The sequence below is a fragment of the Neorhizobium sp. PAMB6630 genome (assembly GCF_058242775.1).
Window position 1 is genome coordinate 2,737,420 of the sequence record NZ_CM177836.1, and the last position, 22,522, is coordinate 2,759,941.

Here is a 22,522-nt window from a genome sequence, read left to right on the forward strand (position 1 = left end):
GCACGCCCTCACCTTCCGTCACGCCGTCTCGCGTGACTTGTCCCGCAAGCACATGTCCTGCAGGAACTTGACCTGAAAACCCTGGCCTGCAGTGACTTTGCCCGCAGTGACCTGGGACGAAGTTACTTGGGGCGCAGTTATTTGGGGCGCAGTTATTTGGCGCGCTTGCGGCGCTGGCCGAGGCCCATTTCCTTGGCAAGCCGCGAACGGGCTTCCGCATAGGCCGGAGCAACCATCGGATAGTCGGACGGCAGGCCCCACTTCTCGCGATATTCCTCGGGCGTCATGTTGTAATGGGTCATCAGGTGGCGCTTCAGCGACTTGAACTTCTGGCCGTCTTCCAGGCAGATCAGGTAGTCGTCTTCGATCGACTTGCGGATCGGCACGGGCGGCTTCGGCTTTTCGACGGCGGCGGGAACCTGAACCGGCGATGCGGTGTTGTTCAGTGCGCCATGAACGTCGGAAATCAGGCCGGCGAGATCGCCGACGGGCACAACGTGGTTGCTGACATAGGCGGCAACGATATCGGCGGTCAGTTCAACGAGAAGATCCGACCCCTTAACTGCGAGTGTTTCTGTCATTTCATATCTCCTGTTCGATTCACTGGAGCATGTATCACCTTGACACACAAACTCCGTAAAGCGACGCCGGAAAGCCCTGATCCGTGATCCGCACTTCGCGAACGAAGAAGGATCCACCCCTAGATCCCCACAGATACGGCGGACTTTCCCACGTTTTCGGCAACATCAACCACCCGAAGGCCTCCCGGTTGCTTCCCGACATCACGTACGATGCCGTTTTCGCCACGAGAGACACAACGAATGCCATCGATATTCGTGCTCTACTGAAATGCGATTAACATTGTTTGGCGCAAAGTCCAAATACAATCTTTAAGTATTTGTTCTATTGTGGAGATGCGCGAGCTATTTCCACACTTACTGATTGATTATCGGACAGCCCTCAAGGCGGCGAAGTAGATGTGTCAGGACCTCTGATATTCAAGGGGGACCGTTTCTCATCTCGTCCACGACGGTTGAGTGATGCAGCACGTATCCCACCTTATGCGCCGCCCGCGCCAGCAGATGCGCGGAAATGGGGGCCGTGAGAATGAAGAACACCCCACCCGCCAAGGCCCTGACAAATATGGATATATCCCCGGAATGAATGCCAACCGCAATCAACAGCAGGCCGGATCCGACGGTGCCGGCCTTGGAGGCCGCATGCATACGGGAGAATACGTCGGGCAGCCGCAGCAGGCCCACAGACGCAATCAGCGCGAATAAACTGCCAGTAATAATCAGAATGACTGTCAGAAGCGTAAACAACCAGCTCATCCGCGACCTTCCTGTGTCGTTTTGGTACGCCGACTGACATCAAACCCCGCCGAATCGACATCCATCGACCGATTATCCGCCTCGCCCTCCTCGTCGGCCGTGCGGCGCGAGAGGATAAACCGCGCAAATGCGACCGTAGCAAGGAAACCGACCAGCCCAAGCGCAATGGCAACATCGATGTAAAGAACAAAGCCGGTCTTGATGGCGATGAGCGCGATAAAACCGATGGCGATGCCGACAAGCATGTCGAGCGCCACCACCCGGTCGGCAAGGGTCGGGCCGCGCACCACGCGCGCCACCGTCAGCAGGAAGGAGATCGCGAGCAGCGCATTGGCGATCCAGATCGCCACGGCAAGCAGAGCCTGTTCGGTCATCAGCGGAACGCCTCCATGATCTTGGCCTCAAAACCTTCGCGGATATCGCGCTTGGTGCCCTCGATGTCGGAACAGTCGATGGCATGGACATAGAGGAAACGACGATCCTCGGAGACATCGATGGAAAGCGTGCCCGGCGTCAGCGTGATCATGTTGGCGAGAAGCGCGATCTCGAAATCGCGGTCCACCGTCAGCGGAAAGGCAAAAATGCCGGGCTTGGCGTCAAGCTTCGGCCGGGTAACAAGGACCGCAACCTTCCACGCCGAGAGCGCCAGTTCCTTGAAGAACAGCATCAGCAGCGACAGGATGCGCCTTATGCGCCCGAGATAACTCACGCCATGCGCCTGCTCGCGGATGAGGCCGATGGCAAAGGCGGAAATCACGAAACCGAAGAGGAAGTTGAGAAAGGTGGCGCTGCCGCTCACCGCCACCCAGACGACGGCAAACAGCACGTTCATGGAAAAAGCCGTCATGGGGCAACACCTCCCTGAAAGACCGAGCCGATATAGGCAGCCGGTTCCATCAGCCCGATGGCGGCTGCCTGCGACAACACCAGCGGCCATTCCGGAAAGAGCCCGAACAGCGTGACGATGGCGGTAAGGCCAAGGATCGGGCCGAAGGATGTCCAGCCGGTCGGCTCCGCTGCCCCATCAGGGACATCCCCACCCGGCGCCGGGCGCCAATAGGCCAAGAGGAACACACGGCCAAGCGCGATGGTGGAGAGAAATCCGGAGACGAGAATGCCCGCCGCCAGCCACCAGGCACCGATATCGATCGAGGCCTTCACAAGCATGATCTTTGGCCAGAGGCCGGAAAACGGCGGCAGGCCGGCAACCGCCAGCAGGAGCGCGAGAGAGACAAAGGCAAAACCCGGCGCCCGCCGGTAAATCCCGCCGATCGATTGCAGCGTGAAATGCCCAGACAGCGCGGCGGCACGGCCGACAACCAGATAAAGCGCCGTCATCGCCAGGATCGAATGCAGCGCGTAAAGCACGGCGCCGGCAAGACCGGCCACCGTGCCCGTCGCAATACCGGCCAGCATATTGCCGATACCGAGAATGACGGCATACCCGGCAAGACGGCGCAGGTCGTTTTGCGCCAGCATGCCAAGGCTTGCCAAGACCATGGTCAGAAGCGCCACCATGCCGACGACGAGGCTCCACTCCTCATGCTGCACCGGAAACAGCATGATCATCACCCGCATCAGCGCATAAATTCCGACCTTGGTCAAAAGACCGCCGAACAGCGCCGACACTGTGATGCGCGGCGTGTGATAAGAGGCCGGCAGCCAGAAATTAACCGGAAAGGCGGCAGCCTTCATGGCAAAGGCCAGAATGAACAGGCCACCCAGCGTCATCAGCGGCGCGCCGGAAATGTCCCGCGCCCGCAGCGTCAGGTCTGCCATGTTGAGCGTGCCGAAGATGGCATAGGTATAACCGACGGCAATCAGGAAGAACGTGGTGCCGAGAAGGTTCAAGACGGCATATTTCAGCGCGCCATCGATCTGCTCCCGCTCGGAGCCTAAGATCAGCAGGCCGAAGGAGGAGATCAGCAGCACCTCGAACCAGACATAGAGGTTAAACAGGTCCCCCGTCAGGAAGGCGCCGGAGACACCGGCCATCAGCAGCATCAGGAAGGGAAAGAAACCGTAACGGCGGCCCGTCGCGCTGATATCGGAAAGTGCTGCAATGCCTGCGGCAAGGGCGGCGACGGCAGAGACCAGTGCCATCAGCGCGCCGAAGACATCGACGGTAAAAGCGATGCCGAAGGGCGGCAGCCAGCGGCCCATCACCATGGTCACAGGCCCTTCCACCGACACCTTCCACAACAGAAGGGCATCGAGCAGCACCAGAAGTGTCAGACCCGGCACGGCGACAAAACCATGCAGACGCACCGAATGGCGCATCATCATCAGCACGGCGCCAAGCCCGATCATCAGGGCCGGCGGCAGAATGACCAGCCAGTCACCGAGCGGAGGCGGTGTCATGACAAAGGCGAGGGAAAGATCGACAGGCGTCGAGGTGGTGGAGGCCATGGGTGTCTGAAAACCTCCTCAGTAGCCGATGGGCGGCATGGGATCATCCTTCGGCTCGGCAAGCCGCATCTCGTCGGTATTGTCGGTGCCGAGTTCCTGATAGGCGCGGTAGGTCAGCACCAAGAGGAAGGCGAAGAACGAAAACGAAATGACGATGGCCGTGAGGATGAGCGCCTGCGGCAGCGGGTTGGCGGCACCGGCCGGCAGCGTATCCATGCCTGCCCCGATGATCGGCGGCACTTCGCGCGTCAGCCGTCCGCCGGTAAACAGCAAGAGGTTGACGGCATTGCCGAGAATGGCGATGCCGAGCAGCATGCGCACCGAATGTTTTGACAACATCAGATAGATGGCGGCCGAAAAGAACGCACCGACGAGGATTGCGGCAAGAAACTCCATCAGTCGCTCTCCTTTTCTTCCAGTGCCAGCGCAATGGAGGTGATGGCCCCGACCACAACGAGATAAACCCCGATATCGAAGGACATGACGCTCGACAGCGCGATTTCGACGCCGAAGAAATGCGGATAGATCCAGAGACCGGTCATGAACGGCACGCCGGCAAAGATCGACAGGAAACCGGACAGCGTCGAGACAAGAAGGCCGAAACCGGCAACCGACATCGGATGAAACCAGATGGCGCGGCGCACGGCGGCCACGCCATAGGCAATGCCGTAAATGGCAAAGGCGGAGGCTGCAATCAGCCCGCCGATAAAGCCGCCGCCCGGTTCGTTATGGCCACGCAAGAGCACGAAAACCGAAAAGACCAGCATCAGCGCGGTGAGGAAAGGAGCGACGGTGCGAAAGATCAGCGTGTTCATGGGCGCGCTCCTTCGTTCATCGCAACGGTGCCGGCCGGCTTGGGTGTCGGATCGGGAGCATCCGGATCGTTATCGGCAGGTTTTATCGCCCCGACGCGGACACGAATGAGGGCAAGGATCGCAAGGCCGGTCACCATCACCACGGCGATTTCGCCCAGCGTGTCCGTGCCGCGGAAATCGACGATGATGACATTCACCACATTGGCGCCGTGGGCGATGACCTTGGAATAGGTATTGAAGAAATCGGTGAGCCGCGTGTCAAAAACGCCTTCGACGGATTTCATCAACAGCAGCATGAAGCCAATGCCACAGGAAATGGCGATCACCGCGTCGCCCAGCATCTGGCGGACCGGCCGGTGGTCGGTTGGCAGCACACGAAGCCGCGTCATGGCAAGCGCGAGGATGACCACCGACAGCGTTTCCACCATGAACTGCGTAAACGACAGGTCCGGCGCGCCAAACAGCAGGAAGATAACGGCCACCGCAAAGCCCTGGATGCCGAGCGAGACGATCGCCGTCAGCCGGTTGCTGGCGCGCAGCACGGCGACAAGGCCGATAAGGGCGATGGCAAAGAACGCCCATTCCTGCACCATCACATCGGCGGGGAAAGACGGCATTGCCGGCAGTTCATCGTAAACGAAGGGCGGCACGAGAAGCGTCAGCGCCAGAAGAATGAAGGTCGCGGTCACATAGACTTCCAGCCGACCGGGCTGGACGAAACGCGAGACGGCAACCGAAAACTTGACGAGCCCGGCAATCGCTGCATCAAAACCACGATCCGGCCCCGGGCCCAGCGCATCGATGAAGCGCACCATCAGGGCGCGAATACGCGAAAGCTGAAGATAGGTAAGGAGACCGAAGGCGACCGTGACCAGCGACAGGGCAAGTGGTGCGCCCCAATGGGGGATGGTGGAAATCGTCACTTGCGTTGCAGCACCTTCCACGGCGCTCGCCATCGGCGAGGAGATGAAGCGATGCGCAATGGTTGAAAACACGCCACTGACAAGGCCGAGAACGGCCAGCACCAGCGGGCCAAGCCACAGCAGAACCGGGCCTTCATGGGCATGTCTAGGCGTTTCCACCTTTTTGCCGAGAAAGGGTTTCAGCGCCACGGCAAAGGCCAGCGCAAACATCAACCCGTTGCCGACAACGGCGACCGTGGTGAAGAGGATCGAGCGCAAATCGCCACCGGCCAGCGCATAATAGATCTCTTCCTTGGCCAGAAAACCGAAGAACAGCGGCAGGCCACCCATGGACAGCGCCGCCAGAAGGGCGGCCGCAAAGGTGATCGGCATGGCTTTCGCAAGACCTGACAGTTTGGTCACGTCGCGCGTGCCGGCCTCGTGGTCGATGAGGCCCGCCACCATGAACAGCGCACCTTTAAACAGCGAATGCGCCACCAGATAAAGCACGGCCGCGGAAATCGCGTGTTCGGAATCAAAGCCGGTCAGCATCACCAGAAGCCCGAGCGAGGCGAGCGTCGTATAGGCGAGCATCAGCTTCAGGTCCGTCTGGCGAAGCCCGAGAACCGTACCGACGATGAGCGTCACGCCGCCGAAGAAGGGCAGCAGAATTTCCCAGGCGGGTGTGCCCCCAAGTGTCGGGTTGAGCCGCATCAGCAGATAGACGCCGGCCTTCACCATGGTGGCGGAATGCAGGTAGGCCGAAACGGGCGTTGGCGCTTCCATGGCGTTCGGCAGCCAGAAATGGAAGGGAAACTGCGCCGACTTGGTAAAGCAGCCACCGAGCACAAGCAGCAGCGCTGCCAGATAAAACGGGCTTTGGCGCATCAGCTCGCCCTGGTGGACGACGAGCGACAGCTGGGTGACGCCGGTGATGTTCCAGATGAAGATGAGACCGGCGAGCAGGCAGAGCCCGCCGCCGCCTGTCACCACCAGCGCCTGCAACGCCGAGCGGCGCGCGGCTTCCCGCGTGTGATCGAAACCGATCAGCAGGAAGGAGGTGATCGAGGTCAGCTCCCAATAGACGAAGAGCATCAGGAAACTGTCGGAGACGACGACGCCGAGCATGGCGCCCATGAAGAGAAGGATGAAAGCGAAAAACCGCCCCTGCTGCGGGTGGCCCTTCATGTAACCGCCGGAATAAAGCACGATCAGCGTGCCGATGCCGGTGATGAGAAGGGCAAATGTCAGCGACAGCCCGTCGAGAAACCAGGAAAATGACAGATTGAGGCTGGGCACCCAGGCATAACCGCCCGTGACCACCTCACCGGCCGCAATTTCCGGCAGATAGCCGGCAAAGTAGAAAAAAGATAAAGCCGGCGCCAGCGCCAGTAGCCAGGCGGCATTTGCGCCAAGAGCGCGCGTCAGAGGAGGTGCAGCAACAGCCGCGATGAATGGCAGGAACAGACATACCAAGGTCATTGCGGCGATATCATCCTCCTGTCGGCGCCTTCGCACCCGTTATACATCTCCGCACCCAGGCCGAGACAAGAGAGCCCTACTTAAGGCATGGGTTTGTCAGTCTCAACGCTTTGTTGTCGAAAAACGACATCCGCCCACCCTTTTTGATGACAATGTGAACGCCTATATCCGGGGAAACAAAGGAGTGCTCCATGTCGGATATCAAAACGCCGAAGGTTATCAAGAGCGATCGGGACTGGCGCGAACAGTTGAGCCCGGAACAATACCGCATCCTGCGCGAACATGGCACGGAACGGGCCTTCACCGGCCCTTATTGGAACAGCAAGGACAAGGGGCTTTACCGCTGCGCCGGCTGCAACGAGCCCCTGTTCATCTCCGACACCAAGTTTGATTCCGGCTGCGGCTGGCCGAGTTATTTCGAGCCGGTGACGCCGGATGCCGTGGTGGAACTGCGCGACATCAGCCATGGCATGGTGCGCACCGAAATCCGCTGCGCCTCCTGCGACGGCCATCTCGGCCACGTCTTCACCGACGGCCCGCCCCCGACCGGCCTGCGCTACTGCATCAACGGTTATTCGATGGTGTTCGAGCCGGTGTGATGCCGGCTCACGAAGAGGCTCACTCGCCTTCCCCAAACAGCATGCGGTCGATATCGCGGGCCGCATGCAGCACGTGGATGATCTCGATACGGTTATCGAGCACCCGGTAAAACATCAGGTAATTGCCATGGGCAGCGCGGCGGATGCCTTTTGCCGAATAGCGCCTCACCAAGGCAAAGCGATAGGGCATGGTGGCGAGGCATTCACCGAGATCGATCAGTTCTTCGACAAAACTTGTCGCACGGACCGAATTTTCTGCCGCAATAGCCTGCCAGATCGCGTCCAGATCGTCCCTGGCACGATCTGAAAAGACGACCTTCATCGCGATGTCGTGGATCGAGAGCCCGGATGCAGTTTCGCGCGAAAATGCGCCCGCATATCCGCAGAGGATGTCACGCGCCCGGCATCGGCGTCGGCAAGGCCTTCTGCGATTGCAGAATCAAGCTCTGAAAGACGCTTTTCCTGCATCTCCAGCAACCGGACACCCTCCTGAAGCGCTTCGTCACGCGATCGAAAACGCCCTTCGCTGACGAGGGACGCGACATAGTCTTCCAGAGGTTGGCCAAGGTCTGCCTTGATGCTCATCGGATGCTCCTGACGGACACGATAACACTCAAAACAAGGCTGGCAAAGCGCTGTAACGCCGGGACAGAACGGACCTGTTCCCGTCGCTGCCCCGACCCGCCTGATCACCCCAGCCGCTTTTCCATGCAGGTGAGATCCAGCCAACGGCCGAACTTGGTGCCCACCTCGGAAAACGTGCCGGCGGTGCGAAAGCCCAAGGCTTCGTGCAGGCGGATGGAGGCGCTGTTTTGCGCTTCGATACAGGCGACCATCACGTGAATGCCGCCCGCTTCCGCCCGCGCCACAAGCGCCTGCATCAACTGCTTGCCAAGGCCTGCACCGCGATGATCCCTATGGACATAGACCGAATGTTCCACCGTGTGTCGAAAACCTTCGAACGCGCGCCAGTCGCCATAGGAGGCGTAGCCGGCAATCTGCCCGTCCACCTCTGCCACCAGAACCGGAAAGCCGCGGGCGAGGCGCGCCGCATACCAGTCCTGTCGGTTGGCAAGATCGACAAGATTGTCGTTCCAGATCGCCGTCGTATTCGCCACTGCATCATTATAGATGTCGCGGATCGCGGGAAGATCCGCGTCTTCAGCGTCCCGCAGAAGGAGTTCGGCTGCCATTTGAAAATCCACTATAATAAACGTATCGTCTTCCATAGCAGACAGTCGGCGCAGACGTCCAGTGCCGTCTCCTGCCGCGCAAGCTCGGTCAGATGCTGGGCGACGGCAGGCTGAAACAGGTGACGACGGCCGAATAATGCACGGCGGCGGCGGCAATGACGAAGGCGTGCCAGATGGCATTCTGGAAGCGCAACCGTTCCCAGACGTGAAAGATCACGCCGAGCGAATAAATGATGCCGCCGGCAACGATCAGCCACAGCGTGATCGAGGGCAGTTGCTGCGACAGCGGCGAAATGACCACCACGCCGCTCCAGCCCATGCCGAGATAAAGCAGGATGGTCAGCCGATCGAAACGACCGGGAAAGACGCATTTCAGCGTGATGCCGAACAGCGCCACCGCCCAGACGAAGATCAGCATGGCAAAGACCAGCGGATCCGACGAGCCACGCTCAAGAAACGGCGTATAGGTCGCGGCAATCAGCACAAAGATCGCCGAATGATCGAACCGTCGCAGCAGCCATTTGGTGCGCGAATGCGGCCAGATATTATAGGTGAACGACACCGAGAGGCAGAGCACCAGCCCGATGCCATAGGTCCAGGCGGCAAACAGTTCGCCATGGCTTGACCAGAGCGTCGCGTAGAAGATGAGCGCGGTTGCGCCGATCAGCGCAAACACGATGCCAACGCCGTGCACGACACCATCGGCGACGATCTCGTGAAAATCATAGGCTCGTCCGAATCGCAGCAGGTCGCTCATAAATGCCCGGTCTCCTTTGCCGCCCACCATGAAGGTAAGGGCAAAAAGACGCAACCGGGTCGGCGCCATCGGCGCCATCACATTCCGTTATGAGCGTTTACGACTTTTCAAATCCGCATGACAGCCTGTTCAGATTTCCTTCATACAGGCGTCACGGACGGATCATCTGCTACGTTCAGCGCTCGACCAGAACCGAACATTTGGCATGACGCACGACGCGGTCGGCGGTGGCGCCGATCAGATAATTGGAAAAATCCGGGACATGCGATGCGAGCATGATGAGATCGGCCTTATTGGCGGAGGCAGAGGCCAGAATCTCGTGCGCCGGTGCCCCCTGGCGTATCTCGATCTGCGCATCGAGCCCCAGTTTGTCACGCAGCGCGCCGAGCTTTGCCTGGCTATCGGCACGCGCCTGCCCCATCAGGTCGGTGGGGATATCGATGGTGAGATAACCCGGCACTTCCTCGACCACGTTGACAAGGGTGATCTTTGCGCCGGCATCCGCGAGCATGGCGGCCTTTGCCGCAAGGCGCTCGGCCTTGTCCAACTGTGCGACATCGATGGCAACGATGATGGAACTGTACATGGCATTCTCCCTGGAGTGTGCCAGGATGTTTCTCACGCCACACGTGCGGGCGCCTTGAGGCAGGTCAAATCGTCAAGGATTGCGGGTTTCAGAAGATCGTTCTCTTTTTGCGAACGGGATGTCGCCATATCCGGATCTTTCGTGAACGATACGGCGCGTGCATAGTGGTGGCAATGATTGAGAATAGCGAGATCCGCAAGATGACGACTGCCGCAGCAACGCCCTCCTTTGCCCTCACCCGCCCCGCCCATGTGGAGGGCGCGCATCTGGTGGTGACCGATCTTGCCGGCACTGGCGCCTTCTACCGCGACATCATCGGGCTTTCGCTGCTGGAGGAACGCCCAAGCGGCCTGGTTCTGGGTGTCGATGGCGTGCCGCTTCTGACGCTTTCCACCGGCACCGGCATTGCCCGTGCGCCACGAACAGCTGCCGGCCTTTTCCACACCGCTTTCCTGGTGCCCAACCGGGCAGAACTTGCCGCCTGGCTTGCCCATGCCGTCCACCGAGGTATCAGGCTCGAAGGCGCTTCCGACCATCTGGTGAGCGAGGCGATCTATCTCTCCGACCCCGAAGGCAACGGCATCGAGATCTACCGCGATCGCTCGCCGCTCGAATGGAACTATCAGCCGGATGGCATGGTTGCGATGGCGACCGAGCGGCTGGACCTGCAGGCGCTCTACGACAGCGCCAAAAAGGAAAGCTGGAGCGGAATGGCGCCCGGCACTGCCATCGGCCATATCCACCTTCAGGTGGGCAATGTGGCAGACGCCGATGCCTTTTACCGCGATGTGCTCGGCCTGAAGATCATGGCACGTTATCCGGGCGCCAGCTTTTTCGCGACCGGCGGTTATCACCATCACCTCGCCGCCAACATCTGGAACAGCCGGGGTGCCGGGATGCGCCAGAAGAGCATGAGCGGCCTTTCCGATTACACGCTGAAATTTACCGATGCGGCAGCGCTTGAAACGGCGCTGCAGGGCCTGGAAAAGCTGGAGATCGCCACCTCCCGGACTGCCGCTGGCATCACGCTTTCCGATCCCTGGGGCATCGGCCTGACACTTGCCGCCTGACGCATCATTTCCCGCTGGAACCGCTGCAACCCTCGCGCGTTGATGCCGCGCAAAGGGGATAGCGAATATGACAACCACAGCGGCCCGCGTGGCCAGGCAAAACGGCAAAGCCAAGCGACGCACGATCGAGCATGAAGGTGCGCGACAGGACGAGATTGCCGGCTACAGCGCCGATGCAACCGAATTTATGCCGCTGGGCCGAGATGCGCTGGAAGTGGCCAAGGCCTGGGCGGTGATCGGGATTTTCCTCATCATCGGTTTTGCCGTGGTTCATCAGCTGTCACTGATCCTGAAGCCCGTGGCGCTTGCCATCGTCATCGGCATGATCCTTGGCATGGTGGCCGAGCGCATGGGGGAATTCGGCATTCCCCGTTTCGGCATTGCGCTCATCCTGTCAACCTTGGTGATGGCCTGCCTCTTCCTGCTCGTCAATGCGCTCGCCGAACCGGTGGCGACGCTGATTGGCGAGGGGCCGCGCGTGGTGGAGGAGACCTTTGCCCGCATCACGCCCTTCCTCGAAAAACACCACTGGCTGAACATCACGCCGGCCACGTTCAACAGCGGGCCGATGTCGATGGAAAAGCTCCTGGAAAACAGCGGCAACGTGCTGAGTGTTGTCTCGGCAAACCTGACGCCGGCAATCGTGCAGGGGTTGATCTTCTTTGCAGCCCTGCTGCTCTTCCTCTATGGGCGCCTGAAACTGCGCCGCACCATCATCATGGCCTTCCCGACCCGTCGCCAGAGGCTTTTGTCCATCCGCATCTTCAATGCGGTGGAAGAAGTGCTCGGTTATTATTTCGCAACCGCCAGCCTGATGTATCTCGGCCTCGGCGTGGTGATGACGTTGATCGCCTATGCCGGCGGCCTGCCCATGCCCATTCTCTGGGGCGTGTTTGCCTTTCTGTCCAGCTTCATCCCCTTTCTCGGCATCACCGTCATGACGTTTTCCGTCGCGGTTGCCGGCATCCTCGTGCATGATACGCTGATGATCGGGTTGTTGCCGGCGATCTGCTTCTTCATGGTCCATCTCATCATGGAAAACCTTGCTTTTCCCGCCGTGATGGGCCGCCAGTGGGAAATCAATCCTTTCGTGGTTTTTGTCGCCATCCTGTTCTGGACATGGATGTGGGGGGCCGTTGGCGCCATGCTGGCGCTGCCGCTGTCGCTGATTGTCATGACGATGTTCCACGAGATGTTTCCAGACCGCAAGACCGTGCCGCAACTGCCGGACTGAGCGGCGCAGACGACAGAAACAGAAAAGCCCGAGGATCCGACCGGATCCTCGGGCTTTCGTATTCGGTCGGAAAATCTCAATCGTAGAGATAATATTCCGGCCACTGCTCGCGCGGAATTTTTGAGCCCAGCTTGTAGTCGAACGTGGTGATGGCAAGACCATCATTGGCCGTCTGGCACTTGTATTTCAGGCGATACCAGTTGCCGCCGCTGCGAAAGACGGCACCCGGCGCCCGGATCAGGTCACCCTTTTCGATCGTATCGCCAAACGTATAGGCGATCACCTTGTCGGGCTTGAAACCGTCCGCTTCCTTGGCGATCCGGTTCATCGCCTCGATGTCGCAACGCTGCTCGCGCCGCTCCTCTGGTGTCAGCGCATCCAGCTGGCGCACGATGCTGCTATCGATGGCATGGGCTTGAAGGGCGGGAAAAAATACGATCGTCAGAGCGACGATCCTCGCGGTCATTGTCATGGCATTCTCATCCAATAGAGGTCGGACGTGGGGGAAACTAGGAAAGGTAGGGCCGATTGACCACCCACCATGACGAGAATTACCCTGTTTTTGTTCACCCGCCCCGCCGCCGACTCATGGCAACGGCGGGATCATCGATTGAATATGATGCTCAATTGAGCTACATATGGCCTCTATTCACAAGGAGGCTATCATGGCTGCCAATGCCTATGTCCGAGCCCGGATCGATCCCTCGCTGAAAGAAGAGGCAGCGCTTGTACTCGACAGTCTCGGGCTGACGATTTCCGATGTGATGCGCATGACGCTGACCCGGATTGCTCGGGAAAAGGCGCTTCCCCTTGAGCTTGCTCGCCCCAATCCGCAGACCATCGCGGCAATGGAAGAGGCACGGGCCATCAAGGCATCCGGCAGTGCCGGTTTTACGAGCGACGATCAGTTGTTCGCGTCTCTCAAGGCTTCCACCGAAAACGGCGAAAATGCCACCTGATCCGCAAAGTGGGGGTCCTAAATCCCGGCGGGCGCGGATCCCGCGAAGATCCGATTTCACCAGAAGCTTCGAGAAAGACTGGCTGAGGCTGGAGCGAACGGGGCGCTATAACATGGCACAGCTTCGCGAGGTCATGCTGCTGATTATCGCCAATGCTGCACCATTGCCGGCCGAGTGGAAGGATCACGCGCTGACCGGCAATTTCGCCGATCACCGCGAATGTCATGTGGGCGGCGACTTCCTTCTGATCTACACCATTGACGAGACAAAAAATCTTGTCGTGTTTACGCGTGCCGGAAGCCATGCGGAACTCTTCGAATAGTCGTGTCCCACGATCGCGCCTTGCCCTTCGCCCCCGCCCCGCCTATCTCTGGCTCTCCTGTTCCCCAGATGCCGGAGTGTCCCTTGGCCCGTTCCAAAGCCGTTTTCCAGAACCTCCCTTCCCCTCCGATTGCGCCGAAGAAGCCGGTGAGCGATACCCACCATGGCATGACCCGCACGGATGATTATGCCTGGATGCGCGCCGACAACTGGCAGGCGATGTTCAAGGATCCGAGCCTGCTCGACCCGGAGATCCGCGCTCATCTGGAGGCGGAAAACGCCTATATGGAGGCGGCCCTTGGCGATACGAAAGACCTGCAGAAGACGCTGTTTGCGGAGATGAAGGGCCGCATCAAGGAAGACGATTCGTCGGTTCCGATGAAGGACGGGCCGTTTGCCTATGGCACGCTTTATGTCACCGGCGGCGAGCAGGCGCATTATTTCCGCACGCCGCGCGACGGCGGCGACCGCGAACTGCTGCTCGACGGCGACCGTGAGGCCACGGGCAAGGATTATTTCCGCCTGTCCGGCATTGACCATTCCTCCAACCATGCCTTCGGCATCTGGGGTTATGACGACAAGGGTTCTGAATATTTTACCCTGCGGGTGCGCGATCTCTCGAGCGGAGAGGATCTGCCCGATGTCATCGAAAACACCGCCGGCGGCGGCGTCTGGGCGCCCGATGGCAAGAGCTTCTTTTATACGCTGCAGGACGAGAACCACCGTCCGTCAAAAGTCTTCCACCACATCGTCGGCGAACCGCAATCGGCCGACCGGCTGGTGTTTGAGGAAACCGATCCGGGCTTCTTCATGGGCGTTGGCGGCTCGCTGCTCGATGATGTCATCTATATCGACATCCACGACCACGAGACGTCTGAATACCGCATTCTCTCCACCAAGGATCTGACCGCCGAGCCTGTTCTGGTGGCCGAGCGCGAAGAGGGTATCGAATATTCGATGACCGAGGGCGGCGATGTCTTCTACATCCTCACCAACGCCGATGGCGCCAAGGATTTCAAGATCGTCGAGGCCCCGTTTGATGCGCCGGGCAAGGAAAACTGGACGGATCTGGTGGCCCACGAGCCGGGCCGCCTCATCCTCAACCATATGGCCTTTGCCCGCCATCTCGTCTGGCTGGAACGGCGCGACGGCCTGCCGCGCATCGTCGTCCGCGACCGCAAAAGCGGCGAGGAACATTCGATCGCCTTTGCCGAAGAAGCCTATTCGCTCGGCCTTTCCGGCGCTGCCGAATATGACACCGACGTCATCCGTTTTTCCTATTCTTCGATGACGACACCCTCGCAGCTTTACGATTACAACATGGCAACGCGCGAGCGTACCTTGTTGAAAACGCAGGAGGTTCCCTCCGGCCATAACCCGGACGATTACGTCACGCGCCGCGTCATGGCAGTGTCGCATGATGGCGCGCTGGTGCCGATCTCGCTGCTTTATCGCAAGGACGTAAAGCTCGACGGCTCCGCGCCCTGCCTGCTCTACGGCTACGGCGCCTATGGCATCAGCATTCCCGCATCGTTTTCGACAACCAACCTGTCGCTGGCCGACCGCGGCTTCATCTATGCCATCGCCCATGTGCGCGGCGGCAAGGACAAGGGCTTTTCCTGGTACGAAGACGGCAAGATGGAAATGAAGGAAAACACCTTCAAGGATTTCATCGCGGCGGCCGATCATCTGGTGGCGGAAGGCTTTACTGCCTACGACAACATCATTGCCGAGGGCGGTTCGGCCGGCGGCATGCTGATGGGCGCAATTGCCAATATGGCGCCGGAAAAGTTTGCCGGCATTATCGCAGCCGTCCCCTTTGTCGACGTGCTCACCACCATGCTCGACGATACGCTGCCGCTGACGCCGCCGGAATGGCCGGAATGGGGTAACCCGCTCGACTCGGCCGAAGAGTATCAATGGATTGCCGCCTATTCGCCTTATGACAACGTAGGAACAAAATCCTACCCGCCTATCCTCGCCATTTCCGGCCTGACCGACCCCCGCGTCACCTATTGGGAACCGACGAAATGGGTGGCGAAACTGCGTGACAAGGCACCCGACGCCGGCCCTTACCTGTTGAAGACGAATATGGCGGCGGGTCATGGCGGAAAGTCCGGCCGTTTCCAGCGGCTGGAGGAAATCGCCTTCGAATATGCCTTCGCCATCAAGATGGCGGGCCGCATGTAAGGGCGGCATGATGATCAAGACCTCGCGATGGCGGCAAATCTTCGCCATCGCGATAGTCGGCCGAGACGGCTGAGGCGGCGAGGAGATCCGATGTTTTCCAGGCAGTGGTGGTTCATCTCGCACATGATGCGGCGGCTGTGGTTCACCGCAACGCTTTATTGCCTGTTCGGCGTGGTCTCGGCGCTTGCCGCCATCTGGATCGCGCCTTACCTGCCGGATGAACTGCCGCGAACCTTCGGTTCCAGCGCCGTCGACAGCATTTTGTCGATCATCGCGTCCAGCATGCTGGCCGTCACGACGTTCTCGCTGACGACACTTGTCTCGGCAACGAGTGCGGCCGCCGATGCCGCAACGCCCCGCGCCACCAGCCTGCTTCTGGAAGACCGCACGGCGCAGCGGGCGCTCTCCACCTTTCTCGGCGCCTTCCTGTTTTCACTGGTCGGGCTGATTGCGCTGAATACAGAACTTTACGGCGAGCGCGGCCGTTTTGTGCTGTTTATCGCAACGCTCATCATGGTGGCGCTGATCGTCGTGACGCTTCTGCGCTGGATCGATCATCTGGCAGGCCTCGGGCGCATGGGCGAAACCATTTCGCGCGTCGAGGAAGCCGCGCAGAAGGCGTTCAGCGCCTATCGTGCCGCCCTGATTTTTGGCGCCAATCCGTGGACACCGCCCGCTGTCGGTGCAATTGCCATCTACCATCCGCGCATCGGTTATCTCCAGCATCTCGACATCGCGACCCTCTCGGATATTGCCGGGGAACTCGATGCGACCCTTCACGTGGAGCGCCGGCCCGGCAGCCATTGCGACCCGACGGTGCCCATCGCCTACCTGACGCTCAGCGACAAAAGCCGCACGCTGGAAGACACCGTGCCCGGCCGCATCGCCTCCGCCTTCACCATCGGCAACCGCCGCTCCTTTGACCAGGACCCGCGGTTTGCCCTGATCGCGCTCTCGGAAATCGGCTCGAAGGCGCTATCTCCTGGCATCAACGATCCCGGCACGGCCATCGATGTGCTGGCCACGCTGACACGGCTGATGGCCGCCGACACCGGCCCCGAAGAACCGTCCAAAATTCTCCATGAGCGCATCTATCTCCGTGATATTGCCGAAGACGACCTCATGGAGGCCGCGTTCATGCCGATATCGCGTGATGGCGCGGGACTTCTCGAAGTGGCAATCCGCCTGCAGAAATCGCTGGCGGCAATTTCTGCCCATTCCTCGGCGCAGGCCAGCGCCGCCGCCCGCCGCATGGCCGCCTCCGCCCTTGCCCGGGCGCGCGAATCGCTGACTTTCGGCGAGGATCGAAAGAGGATCGAGGACGAATACGCGCGGCTTTTCAACCACAACTGAGCGCCCTTCGCGCCGCACCCGCCCACAATCCTCCTGACGCCCCGACAACAGCGCTTTCCTTGTGCCGTTGCGGAACAGACTGTGCCATTTTCCATCCGTAAGGCCGATGTTTCTATTGGCAAAAGCGCAAGAAGACATGCACGATTCAGCATGCCGTGGTATAGCGCAGGAACGCATCGTCCGAAGCAGGACTGGTGCAAGGGCAGGGGTTTGAAGCTTTGAGTGTATCGATCGGACTGCTGGCAGCAGTGATCGTCATGGGCGTGCTGATCATGATCGGCACGGTGCGGGCGCCCAATGCGCCCGGACGCAAGGCCTTTGCCCTGTCCATCCTGATGGCCCTGTGGTGGACCGGATGTGTGCTATACCGGCACGGCAGTGAAGATCTTGCGGCCCATATCCTGGCCTCCAAGCTTGCCTGGTTCGGCATCATGGGCACGCCACTCTTCTGGTCCTTGAGTTTTTTAAGTTATGCACGCGGCCGTGAATCGGAAAAGGGCTGGCACCTCATCGCGCTTGGCGCGATCAGCGCGTTCTTCGGCATCATGGCGCTGACCAACGACTGGCACCACGGCCTCTATATCGAGCTGCTCGACCCCAAAACCATGCTGTTTCGCCATGGCTGGCTCTATTCGGTCGCGAAAGCGCTGGCCTATACGGCCATGGCGATTTCCTGCTGTTCCGGCATTGTGCTGACCCTGCGGTCGCGCGGCATTCACCAGTGGCAGCTTTGGGCGCTGCTGGTATCGGCACTTTTGCCGCTTGCTGCCAATATCGCCTACACCGCCTATGGTTTCATGATCTTCGATGACGATCCGACCCCGTTCATCTTTGCCGGAACCGGGGCCTTCATGCTGGGCGCGCAGCTGTTCGGCCGGCTTTTTGTGCTGCCACCCATCGGCCGCGATGCGATTTTTGCCGTTCTGCCCGATCCTGTGATCGTGCTGGATGAGGCGGGCCGCATTCTGGAACTCAACCCGGCAGCGGCAAGCCTGCCGGGTATTCCCGTGCAGCCAATCGGCAAGTTCTTGCACGAGCCGGCGGAAATCGCTGCTTTTCTGAAGACCATGACCGAGGACGATGGCGAGCGTCACGAACTGACGCTTGGCGGGAATGGCTGCACCTACGAGGTCTCCTGCCATTCGCTGCGGCCCTGGGGGCGCATCGGCGGGCGGATGATCGTCATGCGCGATATCTCGCTGCGCAAGGCAGACCAGACGCGGCTCGCCGACCTGTCGCGCGATCTGGAACTGAAACTGTCCGACAATCTGCACCTGCAGGCGCTGTTGCGGGAAGAGGCCATCCGCGACCACCTGACCGGGCTTTACAACCGCCGCCACGCGCAGGAGGTTCTGCCGCCGCTGATGCAGCATCGTGCCGAGACGGCACTCAGCGCCACCACGGACGCAGAGCAGCCGAATGCGGTTCTGGCGATTGCCATCGTCGATATCGACCATTTCAAATCCTTCAACGATCGCTTCGGCCATCAGACAGGCGACGACGTGCTGAAGGTGTTTGCTGCCATGCTGCAGGAAAGCCTCGATCCCTCAGACAGCGTGTTCCGCTGGGGCGGCGAGGAATTTCTGGTGGTGATGCCGCAAACCAGCCGCCAAAAGGTGGAGGAACGGTGCGCCGAGTGGAAGGCCCGACTGGCTGACACAAGACTTTCCGGCAATCACTGCCCGGCGCTCACCTTCTCCGCCGGTATTTTCCTCTCGACCGAAGGCGCGACAACGATTGACGAGGCGGTCAGGGCCGCAGACGTCGCGCTTTACCGGGCCAAGGCCGATGGACGCGACTGCTGCCGCATCCATGGCGACGGCGCGCCGGCACCTGGCCCGACGCTTTCTGTCGTGCCGGCCCTGGCGATGGCCGAAAGCGATGTGGCAGGCGCCCTTGCGGCGTCTGGCTGAGGCGCGACCTTTTTTAAAACTCCATCGTCGCGGCGAAGCAGGCGCCGGCAACCGTCAGAAGCGGCTGCCTGTCAATGCCCGCTTTCTCGCATTTGCGAGATGTCGCAAGCCTCGCGCAAGCTTGATCAGTTAACACATTCTTAACGATAACAACCACGGACAGACCGCCATGCAGATTGACAGCGGACTGAGCGGGTATGGATATTCCGGACGAACCTACGGTATCGACCGCCGGACCGAAGAACCCGCACAAAGCCAGCCGGAGACGCGCAAACGTTCCGCCTCAGCCCTGACCGGCAGCAGCACGCTTTTATCCTCTTCGCTGTCGAACGCGCTGTGGATGGTGGAAAACGCGCGTGCCGGAACAGAACCGCACGATACCTCCCGCATTCTCCAGGCTCCTGCTCCCTCTGTGGAGCAGGTGGAGGACGTCTACTCGGAATTCTGATCGCGCAACCGGCACGCCTGTGGCGCGATAGCGCAGGCGGCCTTTATGGCTCTTTTCCGGTCGATCTCTACCTCATAGCCCCCATATCCGGCCTGCAGCCCGCCTGCGCCCCTCCCGGGATCGGCCTTGCAGGCGCCCCGCCCCAAAAAATGTTCGGATGGCTGTCACGCGGCCCGCATCACCTCCACGGTGACATGCGACAGGCTTTCAAGATCCTGCAGTCTTTGCTTGTAGGCGGCAGGCTCCAGCGGATCGCGCGCGCAGATGGCAAGGATGGCCGCATGATGGCCCGGCCCCACCTGCCAGACGTGAAGGTCGGTCAGTTGCGCATCCGCCCCCTCCACGCGGGCACGAATCTTGTCGGCTAGCCTGCCCTCTTCCGGTACGGCATCGAGAAGCACCGCAGACGTATCGCGCACCAGCCCGAAGGACCAGCGGGCAATCACCAGACCGCCGACAATCCCCATTACCGGATCGAGCCAGATCCAGCCATAGGCGCGGCCTGCCAGAAGTGCGACGATGGCGAGAACCGAGGTCAGCGCATCCGCGAGCACATGCAGGTAGGCAGCGCGCAGGTTGTTGTCTGCGGCTTTGGATGGGGCATGGTGCCCGTGATGGCCATGGTGGCCGTGATGCCCGTGGTGCCCCTCATGGGCAGCATGATCGTCGTGGTCGTCGTGGTCGTCGTGCGCAAAATGATGCCCATGGCTGTGGCCGTGGTGATGATCGTCCTTCAGCAGCCAGGCGCTGACGAGGTTGACGACAAGTCCGAGCACCGCCACTAAGATCGCCTGATTGAACTCGATGGCGACAGGGCTTGCCAGCCGCACGAGGCTTTCAACGGCAATCAAGAGAGCGATCAGCGCCAGCGCCACCGCACTGGCAAAACCTGCGAGATCGCCAAGCTTGCCGGTGCCGAAGGTGAAGCGACCGCTTTTCGCCTCCCGCTTGGCATACCAGTAGGCCCCGGCGGCAATCAGCATGGCGCCGGCATGGGTGGACATGTGCCAGCCATCGGCCAGAAGCGCCATCGAGCCATAAAGCGTGCCGGCGACGATCTCGCCCCCCATCATCAGCGTGGTGATCACAATCACCAGCCAGACCTTTTTGGCGTTGCGATCATGGTTTTCGCCGAGGAATACGTGGTCGTGCGAAGAGGAAGCGGTCATGGCGGGTCTCCGGGAAATCTTCTAGTCAGGCAATCCGGCTCGGCCGGTCGGGCGCGAGCGGTTAGACGATCGCATCAGCGGATGTAGCTGCGCAGCGCCGCAGCCAGTTCCTCGGCAGCCTTTGCCCGCTCGGCCTCGTCGGTGGCGTGGAGCACATGGTCGTGCAGATGCGCCTGCATCACCTCGCCGGTCAGGCCGTTCAGCGCGCCGCGAATGGAGGCGAGCAGTTGCAGCACCTCGCCGCACGGCTTTTGCGCTTCCAGCGCCCGCTCGACGGCCTCCATCTGGCCCTTCAGGCGGCGCACCCGCGCCAGAAGTTTTTCACCGTCACGAATGGTATGGGACATGGCAGTCTCGATTGTTACTATACCCCCCTACCCTATCATCAATTTTGTGCGGTGCAAGTTGGCTGCCGCCTATCTCGTATTCAAGCGCTGCGCAAACAGGCATAAAAAAACGCCTCGCCGCGTGCGGCAAGGCGCTGGTATCCGGCCGGCAAACGGTCAGTGGCGGTGCGCTTGCCTGCCGTCATGGCCGGAATGACCCGAATCGTGAGAGTGACCGGCATGGTCCGAATGATCGGCGCAGCAGGCATGGGCGGCGTGGCCCGTCTCATCGCTGCCGTGATCATGCGGATCGAGGTTCGGGTCGATGGCGCCCTTTGTTTTCCATTCGGTCCAGGACTGGCGCACGATCTGCACCGAGGATGTGAGGAACAGTCCGGCCATCACGCCTGCAACCGCCAGATCCGGCCAGGCCGATGCCGTGCCCCAGACCCCGGTTGCCGCCAGCATCACGACCACATTGCCGATGGCATCATTGCGCGAGCAGAGCCAGACGGAGCGCACATTGGCATCGCCATCCTTGTAGTTGATGAGAAGCAGCACGCTGAACAGGTTGGCGGCAAGCGCCAGGAAACCGATGACGCCCATCACCTCCGCCTCCGGAACGCCGGTCGCAAACACCCGGTACACGGTGGAACCGAACACCCAGAGGCCGATGAAAAACAGGCTCGCCCCCTTGGCCGCCGCCGCCAGCGTGCGCACCTTCAGCGATGCCCCGATGACGGCGAGCGATATGCCGTAGGTGACGGCATCGGCAAAAAAATCCAGCGCATCGGCCTGCAGCGCCTGCGAGCGCGCCAGATGCCCGGCCGTCATCTCGACGAAGAACATGGCCGCATTGATGACGATCACGGCCCAGAGGCGCCGCCGATAATCGTCGGAAAGCCCCTCGAATGTGCCGTGATGATGCCCGCAGGACGCACTCATGATGTCACCTTTTTGCTTGATCTGGTGTGGTGACACCGTACATAATTGCTCTAGCGACTAGAGGTTCAAGCGGTAATTTGAAAAATGCTCTCGATTGGTGATTTGTCCCGGCGCACCGGCGTGAAAGTTCCGACCATCCGCTATTACGAGCAGATGGGGCTGATGGCGGCGGCCGAACGCTCCGGCGGCAACCAGCGGCGTTATGGTCGCGAGGATCTGGAACGGCTGGCCTTCATCCGCCACGCCCGCGATTTAGGCTTCGAGATCGAGCGCATCCGCGAACTGATTGCGCTCAGCCACCACCCCAAGGACGCCTGCGAGGGCGCCGACCGCATCGCGCTCGCCCACCTTTCCGACGTGCGCGAAAAGATCGACAAGCTGAAAAAGCTGGAGCACGAACTGGAACGCATCGTCTCCCACTGCTCCGGCCACACGGTCGAGGACTGTTATGTCATCCGCGCGCTCTCGGATCATGGGCTGTGCGACCACGAGCATTGAGGGGAGGCGACGACGCGGC

27 protein-coding genes are annotated in these 22,522 nt (G+C 60.5%); 10 read left to right on the plus strand and 17 right to left on the minus strand.

Annotation, left to right across the window (positions count from 1 at the left end):
• Nucleotides 1-152: 152 nt before the first annotated feature.
• The 8 genes from AC4CWF_RS13110 to AC4CWF_RS13145 all read right to left on the minus strand — a co-directional run bounded on the left by AC4CWF_RS13110 (nt 153) and on the right by AC4CWF_RS13145 (nt 6,942).
• Nucleotides 153-581, minus strand: coding sequence for a Ros/MucR family transcriptional regulator (locus AC4CWF_RS13110; protein WP_491282088.1), 429 nt, complete (start codon nt 579-581; stop codon nt 153-155).
• 417 nt (nt 582-998) lie between these two features.
• Nucleotides 999-1,334 carry a monovalent cation/H(+) antiporter subunit G gene (gene mnhG, locus AC4CWF_RS13115; protein WP_491282089.1) on the minus strand — a complete coding sequence of 112 codons (336 nt, stop codon included), beginning with the start codon at nt 1,332-1,334 and terminating at the stop codon, nt 999-1,001.
• Nucleotides 1,331-1,708, minus strand: coding sequence for a cation:proton antiporter (locus AC4CWF_RS13120; RefSeq protein ID WP_491282090.1), 378 nt, complete (start codon nt 1,706-1,708; stop codon nt 1,331-1,333). Before AC4CWF_RS13120 ends, mnhG begins: the two co-directional genes overlap by 4 nt.
• Nucleotides 1,708-2,181 (minus strand): Na+/H+ antiporter subunit E, encoded by a 474-nt coding sequence (locus AC4CWF_RS13125; RefSeq protein WP_491282091.1) that lies wholly within the window; start codon nt 2,179-2,181, stop codon nt 1,708-1,710. The genes AC4CWF_RS13120 and AC4CWF_RS13125 overlap by 1 nt, the downstream gene beginning before the upstream one ends.
• Nucleotides 2,178-3,743, minus strand: coding sequence for a Na+/H+ antiporter subunit D (locus AC4CWF_RS13130; protein WP_491282092.1), 1,566 nt, complete (start codon nt 3,741-3,743; stop codon nt 2,178-2,180). Before AC4CWF_RS13130 ends, AC4CWF_RS13125 begins: the two co-directional genes overlap by 4 nt.
• Before the next feature lie 18 nt (nt 3,744-3,761).
• The gene (locus AC4CWF_RS13135; protein ID WP_491282093.1) at nt 3,762-4,139 is read right to left on the minus strand and encodes a Na+/H+ antiporter subunit C; all 378 of its coding nucleotides are present in this window, start codon (nt 4,137-4,139) and stop codon (nt 3,762-3,764) included.
• Entirely contained in the window at nt 4,139-4,558 is a 420-nt protein-coding gene (locus AC4CWF_RS13140; RefSeq protein WP_491282094.1) for a Na+/H+ antiporter subunit B, read from the minus strand. The genes AC4CWF_RS13135 and AC4CWF_RS13140 overlap by 1 nt, the downstream gene beginning before the upstream one ends.
• Nucleotides 4,555-6,942 (minus strand): putative monovalent cation/H+ antiporter subunit A, encoded by a 2,388-nt coding sequence (locus AC4CWF_RS13145; RefSeq protein ID WP_491282095.1) that lies wholly within the window; start codon nt 6,940-6,942, stop codon nt 4,555-4,557. The genes AC4CWF_RS13140 and AC4CWF_RS13145 overlap by 4 nt, the downstream gene beginning before the upstream one ends.
• Before the next feature lie 191 nt (nt 6,943-7,133).
• On the opposite strand from AC4CWF_RS13145, the gene msrB reads away from it, so the two are divergent.
• Entirely contained in the window at nt 7,134-7,541 is a 408-nt protein-coding gene (gene msrB, locus AC4CWF_RS13150) for a peptide-methionine (R)-S-oxide reductase MsrB (RefSeq protein WP_491282096.1), read from the plus strand.
• Between the two features lie 19 nt (nt 7,542-7,560).
• Here the strand turns inward: msrB and AC4CWF_RS13155 are convergent, their stop codons facing one another.
• The 5 genes from AC4CWF_RS13155 to AC4CWF_RS13175 form a co-directional block, all read right to left on the minus strand.
• Complete coding sequence (locus tag AC4CWF_RS13155) at nt 7,561-7,863, minus strand: type II toxin-antitoxin system RelE/ParE family toxin (RefSeq protein WP_491282097.1); 303 nt, start codon at nt 7,861-7,863, stop codon at nt 7,561-7,563.
• Nucleotides 7,860-8,126: a type II toxin-antitoxin system ParD family antitoxin gene (locus AC4CWF_RS13160; RefSeq protein WP_491282098.1), complete on the minus strand. Its 267-nt coding sequence runs from the start codon at nt 8,124-8,126 to the stop codon at nt 7,860-7,862. The genes AC4CWF_RS13155 and AC4CWF_RS13160 overlap by 4 nt, the downstream gene beginning before the upstream one ends.
• Before the next feature lie 104 nt (nt 8,127-8,230).
• Nucleotides 8,231-8,734 (minus strand): GNAT family N-acetyltransferase, encoded by a 504-nt coding sequence (locus AC4CWF_RS13165; RefSeq protein WP_491282099.1) that lies wholly within the window; start codon nt 8,732-8,734, stop codon nt 8,231-8,233.
• Between the two features lie 88 nt (nt 8,735-8,822).
• A complete protein-coding gene (gene trhA, locus AC4CWF_RS13170; protein WP_491282100.1) occupies nt 8,823-9,491 on the minus strand; it encodes a PAQR family membrane homeostasis protein TrhA in 669 nt (222 codons plus the stop codon).
• Between the two features lie 175 nt (nt 9,492-9,666).
• A complete protein-coding gene (locus tag AC4CWF_RS13175) occupies nt 9,667-10,077 on the minus strand; it encodes a universal stress protein (RefSeq protein WP_491282101.1) in 411 nt (136 codons plus the stop codon).
• A 200-nt stretch (nt 10,078-10,277) separates the two neighbouring features.
• Between AC4CWF_RS13175 and AC4CWF_RS13180 the strand changes: the two genes are divergently transcribed.
• Complete coding sequence (locus tag AC4CWF_RS13180; RefSeq protein WP_491285395.1) at nt 10,278-11,147, plus strand: VOC family protein; 870 nt, start codon at nt 10,278-10,280, stop codon at nt 11,145-11,147.
• Nucleotides 11,148-11,214: 67 nt separating this feature from the next.
• Nucleotides 11,215-12,381: an AI-2E family transporter gene (locus AC4CWF_RS13185; RefSeq protein WP_491282102.1), complete on the plus strand. Its 1,167-nt coding sequence runs from the start codon at nt 11,215-11,217 to the stop codon at nt 12,379-12,381.
• A 76-nt stretch (nt 12,382-12,457) separates the two neighbouring features.
• Here the strand turns inward: AC4CWF_RS13185 and AC4CWF_RS13190 are convergent, their stop codons facing one another.
• Nucleotides 12,458-12,847: a DUF930 domain-containing protein gene (locus tag AC4CWF_RS13190; protein WP_491285396.1), complete on the minus strand. Its 390-nt coding sequence runs from the start codon at nt 12,845-12,847 to the stop codon at nt 12,458-12,460.
• A 199-nt stretch (nt 12,848-13,046) separates the two neighbouring features.
• On the opposite strand from AC4CWF_RS13190, the gene AC4CWF_RS13195 reads away from it, so the two are divergent.
• The 6 genes from AC4CWF_RS13195 to AC4CWF_RS13220 all read left to right on the plus strand — a co-directional run bounded on the left by AC4CWF_RS13195 (nt 13,047) and on the right by AC4CWF_RS13220 (nt 19,565).
• A complete protein-coding gene (locus AC4CWF_RS13195) occupies nt 13,047-13,340 on the plus strand; it encodes a type II toxin-antitoxin system RelB/DinJ family antitoxin (RefSeq protein ID WP_491282103.1) in 294 nt (97 codons plus the stop codon).
• Nucleotides 13,330-13,662, plus strand: a complete 333-nt coding sequence (locus tag AC4CWF_RS13200) for a type II toxin-antitoxin system YafQ family toxin (RefSeq protein ID WP_491282104.1) — start codon at nt 13,330-13,332, stop codon at nt 13,660-13,662. Before AC4CWF_RS13195 ends, AC4CWF_RS13200 begins: the two co-directional genes overlap by 11 nt.
• 83 nt (nt 13,663-13,745) lie before the next feature.
• Nucleotides 13,746-15,851 (plus strand): S9 family peptidase, encoded by a 2,106-nt coding sequence (locus tag AC4CWF_RS13205; protein WP_491282105.1) that lies wholly within the window; start codon nt 13,746-13,748, stop codon nt 15,849-15,851.
• 90 nt (nt 15,852-15,941) lie between these two features.
• A complete protein-coding gene (locus tag AC4CWF_RS13210) occupies nt 15,942-17,204 on the plus strand; it encodes a DUF2254 domain-containing protein (protein ID WP_491282106.1) in 1,263 nt (420 codons plus the stop codon).
• A 218-nt stretch (nt 17,205-17,422) separates the two neighbouring features.
• Complete coding sequence (locus tag AC4CWF_RS13215) at nt 17,423-19,117, plus strand: GGDEF domain-containing protein (RefSeq protein ID WP_491282107.1); 1,695 nt, start codon at nt 17,423-17,425, stop codon at nt 19,115-19,117.
• 169 nt (nt 19,118-19,286) lie between these two features.
• Nucleotides 19,287-19,565 carry a hypothetical protein gene (locus AC4CWF_RS13220; protein ID WP_491282108.1) on the plus strand — a complete coding sequence of 93 codons (279 nt, stop codon included), beginning with the start codon at nt 19,287-19,289 and terminating at the stop codon, nt 19,563-19,565.
• 164 nt (nt 19,566-19,729) lie between these two features.
• Here the strand turns inward: AC4CWF_RS13220 and dmeF are convergent, their stop codons facing one another.
• From dmeF to AC4CWF_RS13235, 3 genes are all read right to left on the minus strand, one after another.
• Nucleotides 19,730-20,734: a CDF family Co(II)/Ni(II) efflux transporter DmeF gene (dmeF, locus tag AC4CWF_RS13225; RefSeq protein ID WP_491282109.1), complete on the minus strand. Its 1,005-nt coding sequence runs from the start codon at nt 20,732-20,734 to the stop codon at nt 19,730-19,732.
• A 74-nt stretch (nt 20,735-20,808) separates the two neighbouring features.
• Complete coding sequence (gene dmeR / locus AC4CWF_RS13230; RefSeq protein WP_491282110.1) at nt 20,809-21,081, minus strand: Ni(II)/Co(II)-sensing transcriptional repressor DmeR; 273 nt, start codon at nt 21,079-21,081, stop codon at nt 20,809-20,811.
• 156 nt (nt 21,082-21,237) lie between these two features.
• Nucleotides 21,238-22,005: a cation efflux transmembrane domain-containing protein gene (locus AC4CWF_RS13235; RefSeq protein WP_491282111.1), complete on the minus strand. Its 768-nt coding sequence runs from the start codon at nt 22,003-22,005 to the stop codon at nt 21,238-21,240.
• Nucleotides 22,006-22,089: 84 nt separating this feature from the next.
• On the opposite strand from AC4CWF_RS13235, the gene AC4CWF_RS13240 reads away from it, so the two are divergent.
• Nucleotides 22,090-22,503, plus strand: coding sequence for a MerR family transcriptional regulator (locus AC4CWF_RS13240; RefSeq protein ID WP_491282112.1), 414 nt, complete (start codon nt 22,090-22,092; stop codon nt 22,501-22,503).
• Nucleotides 22,504-22,522 lie beyond the last annotated feature (19 nt).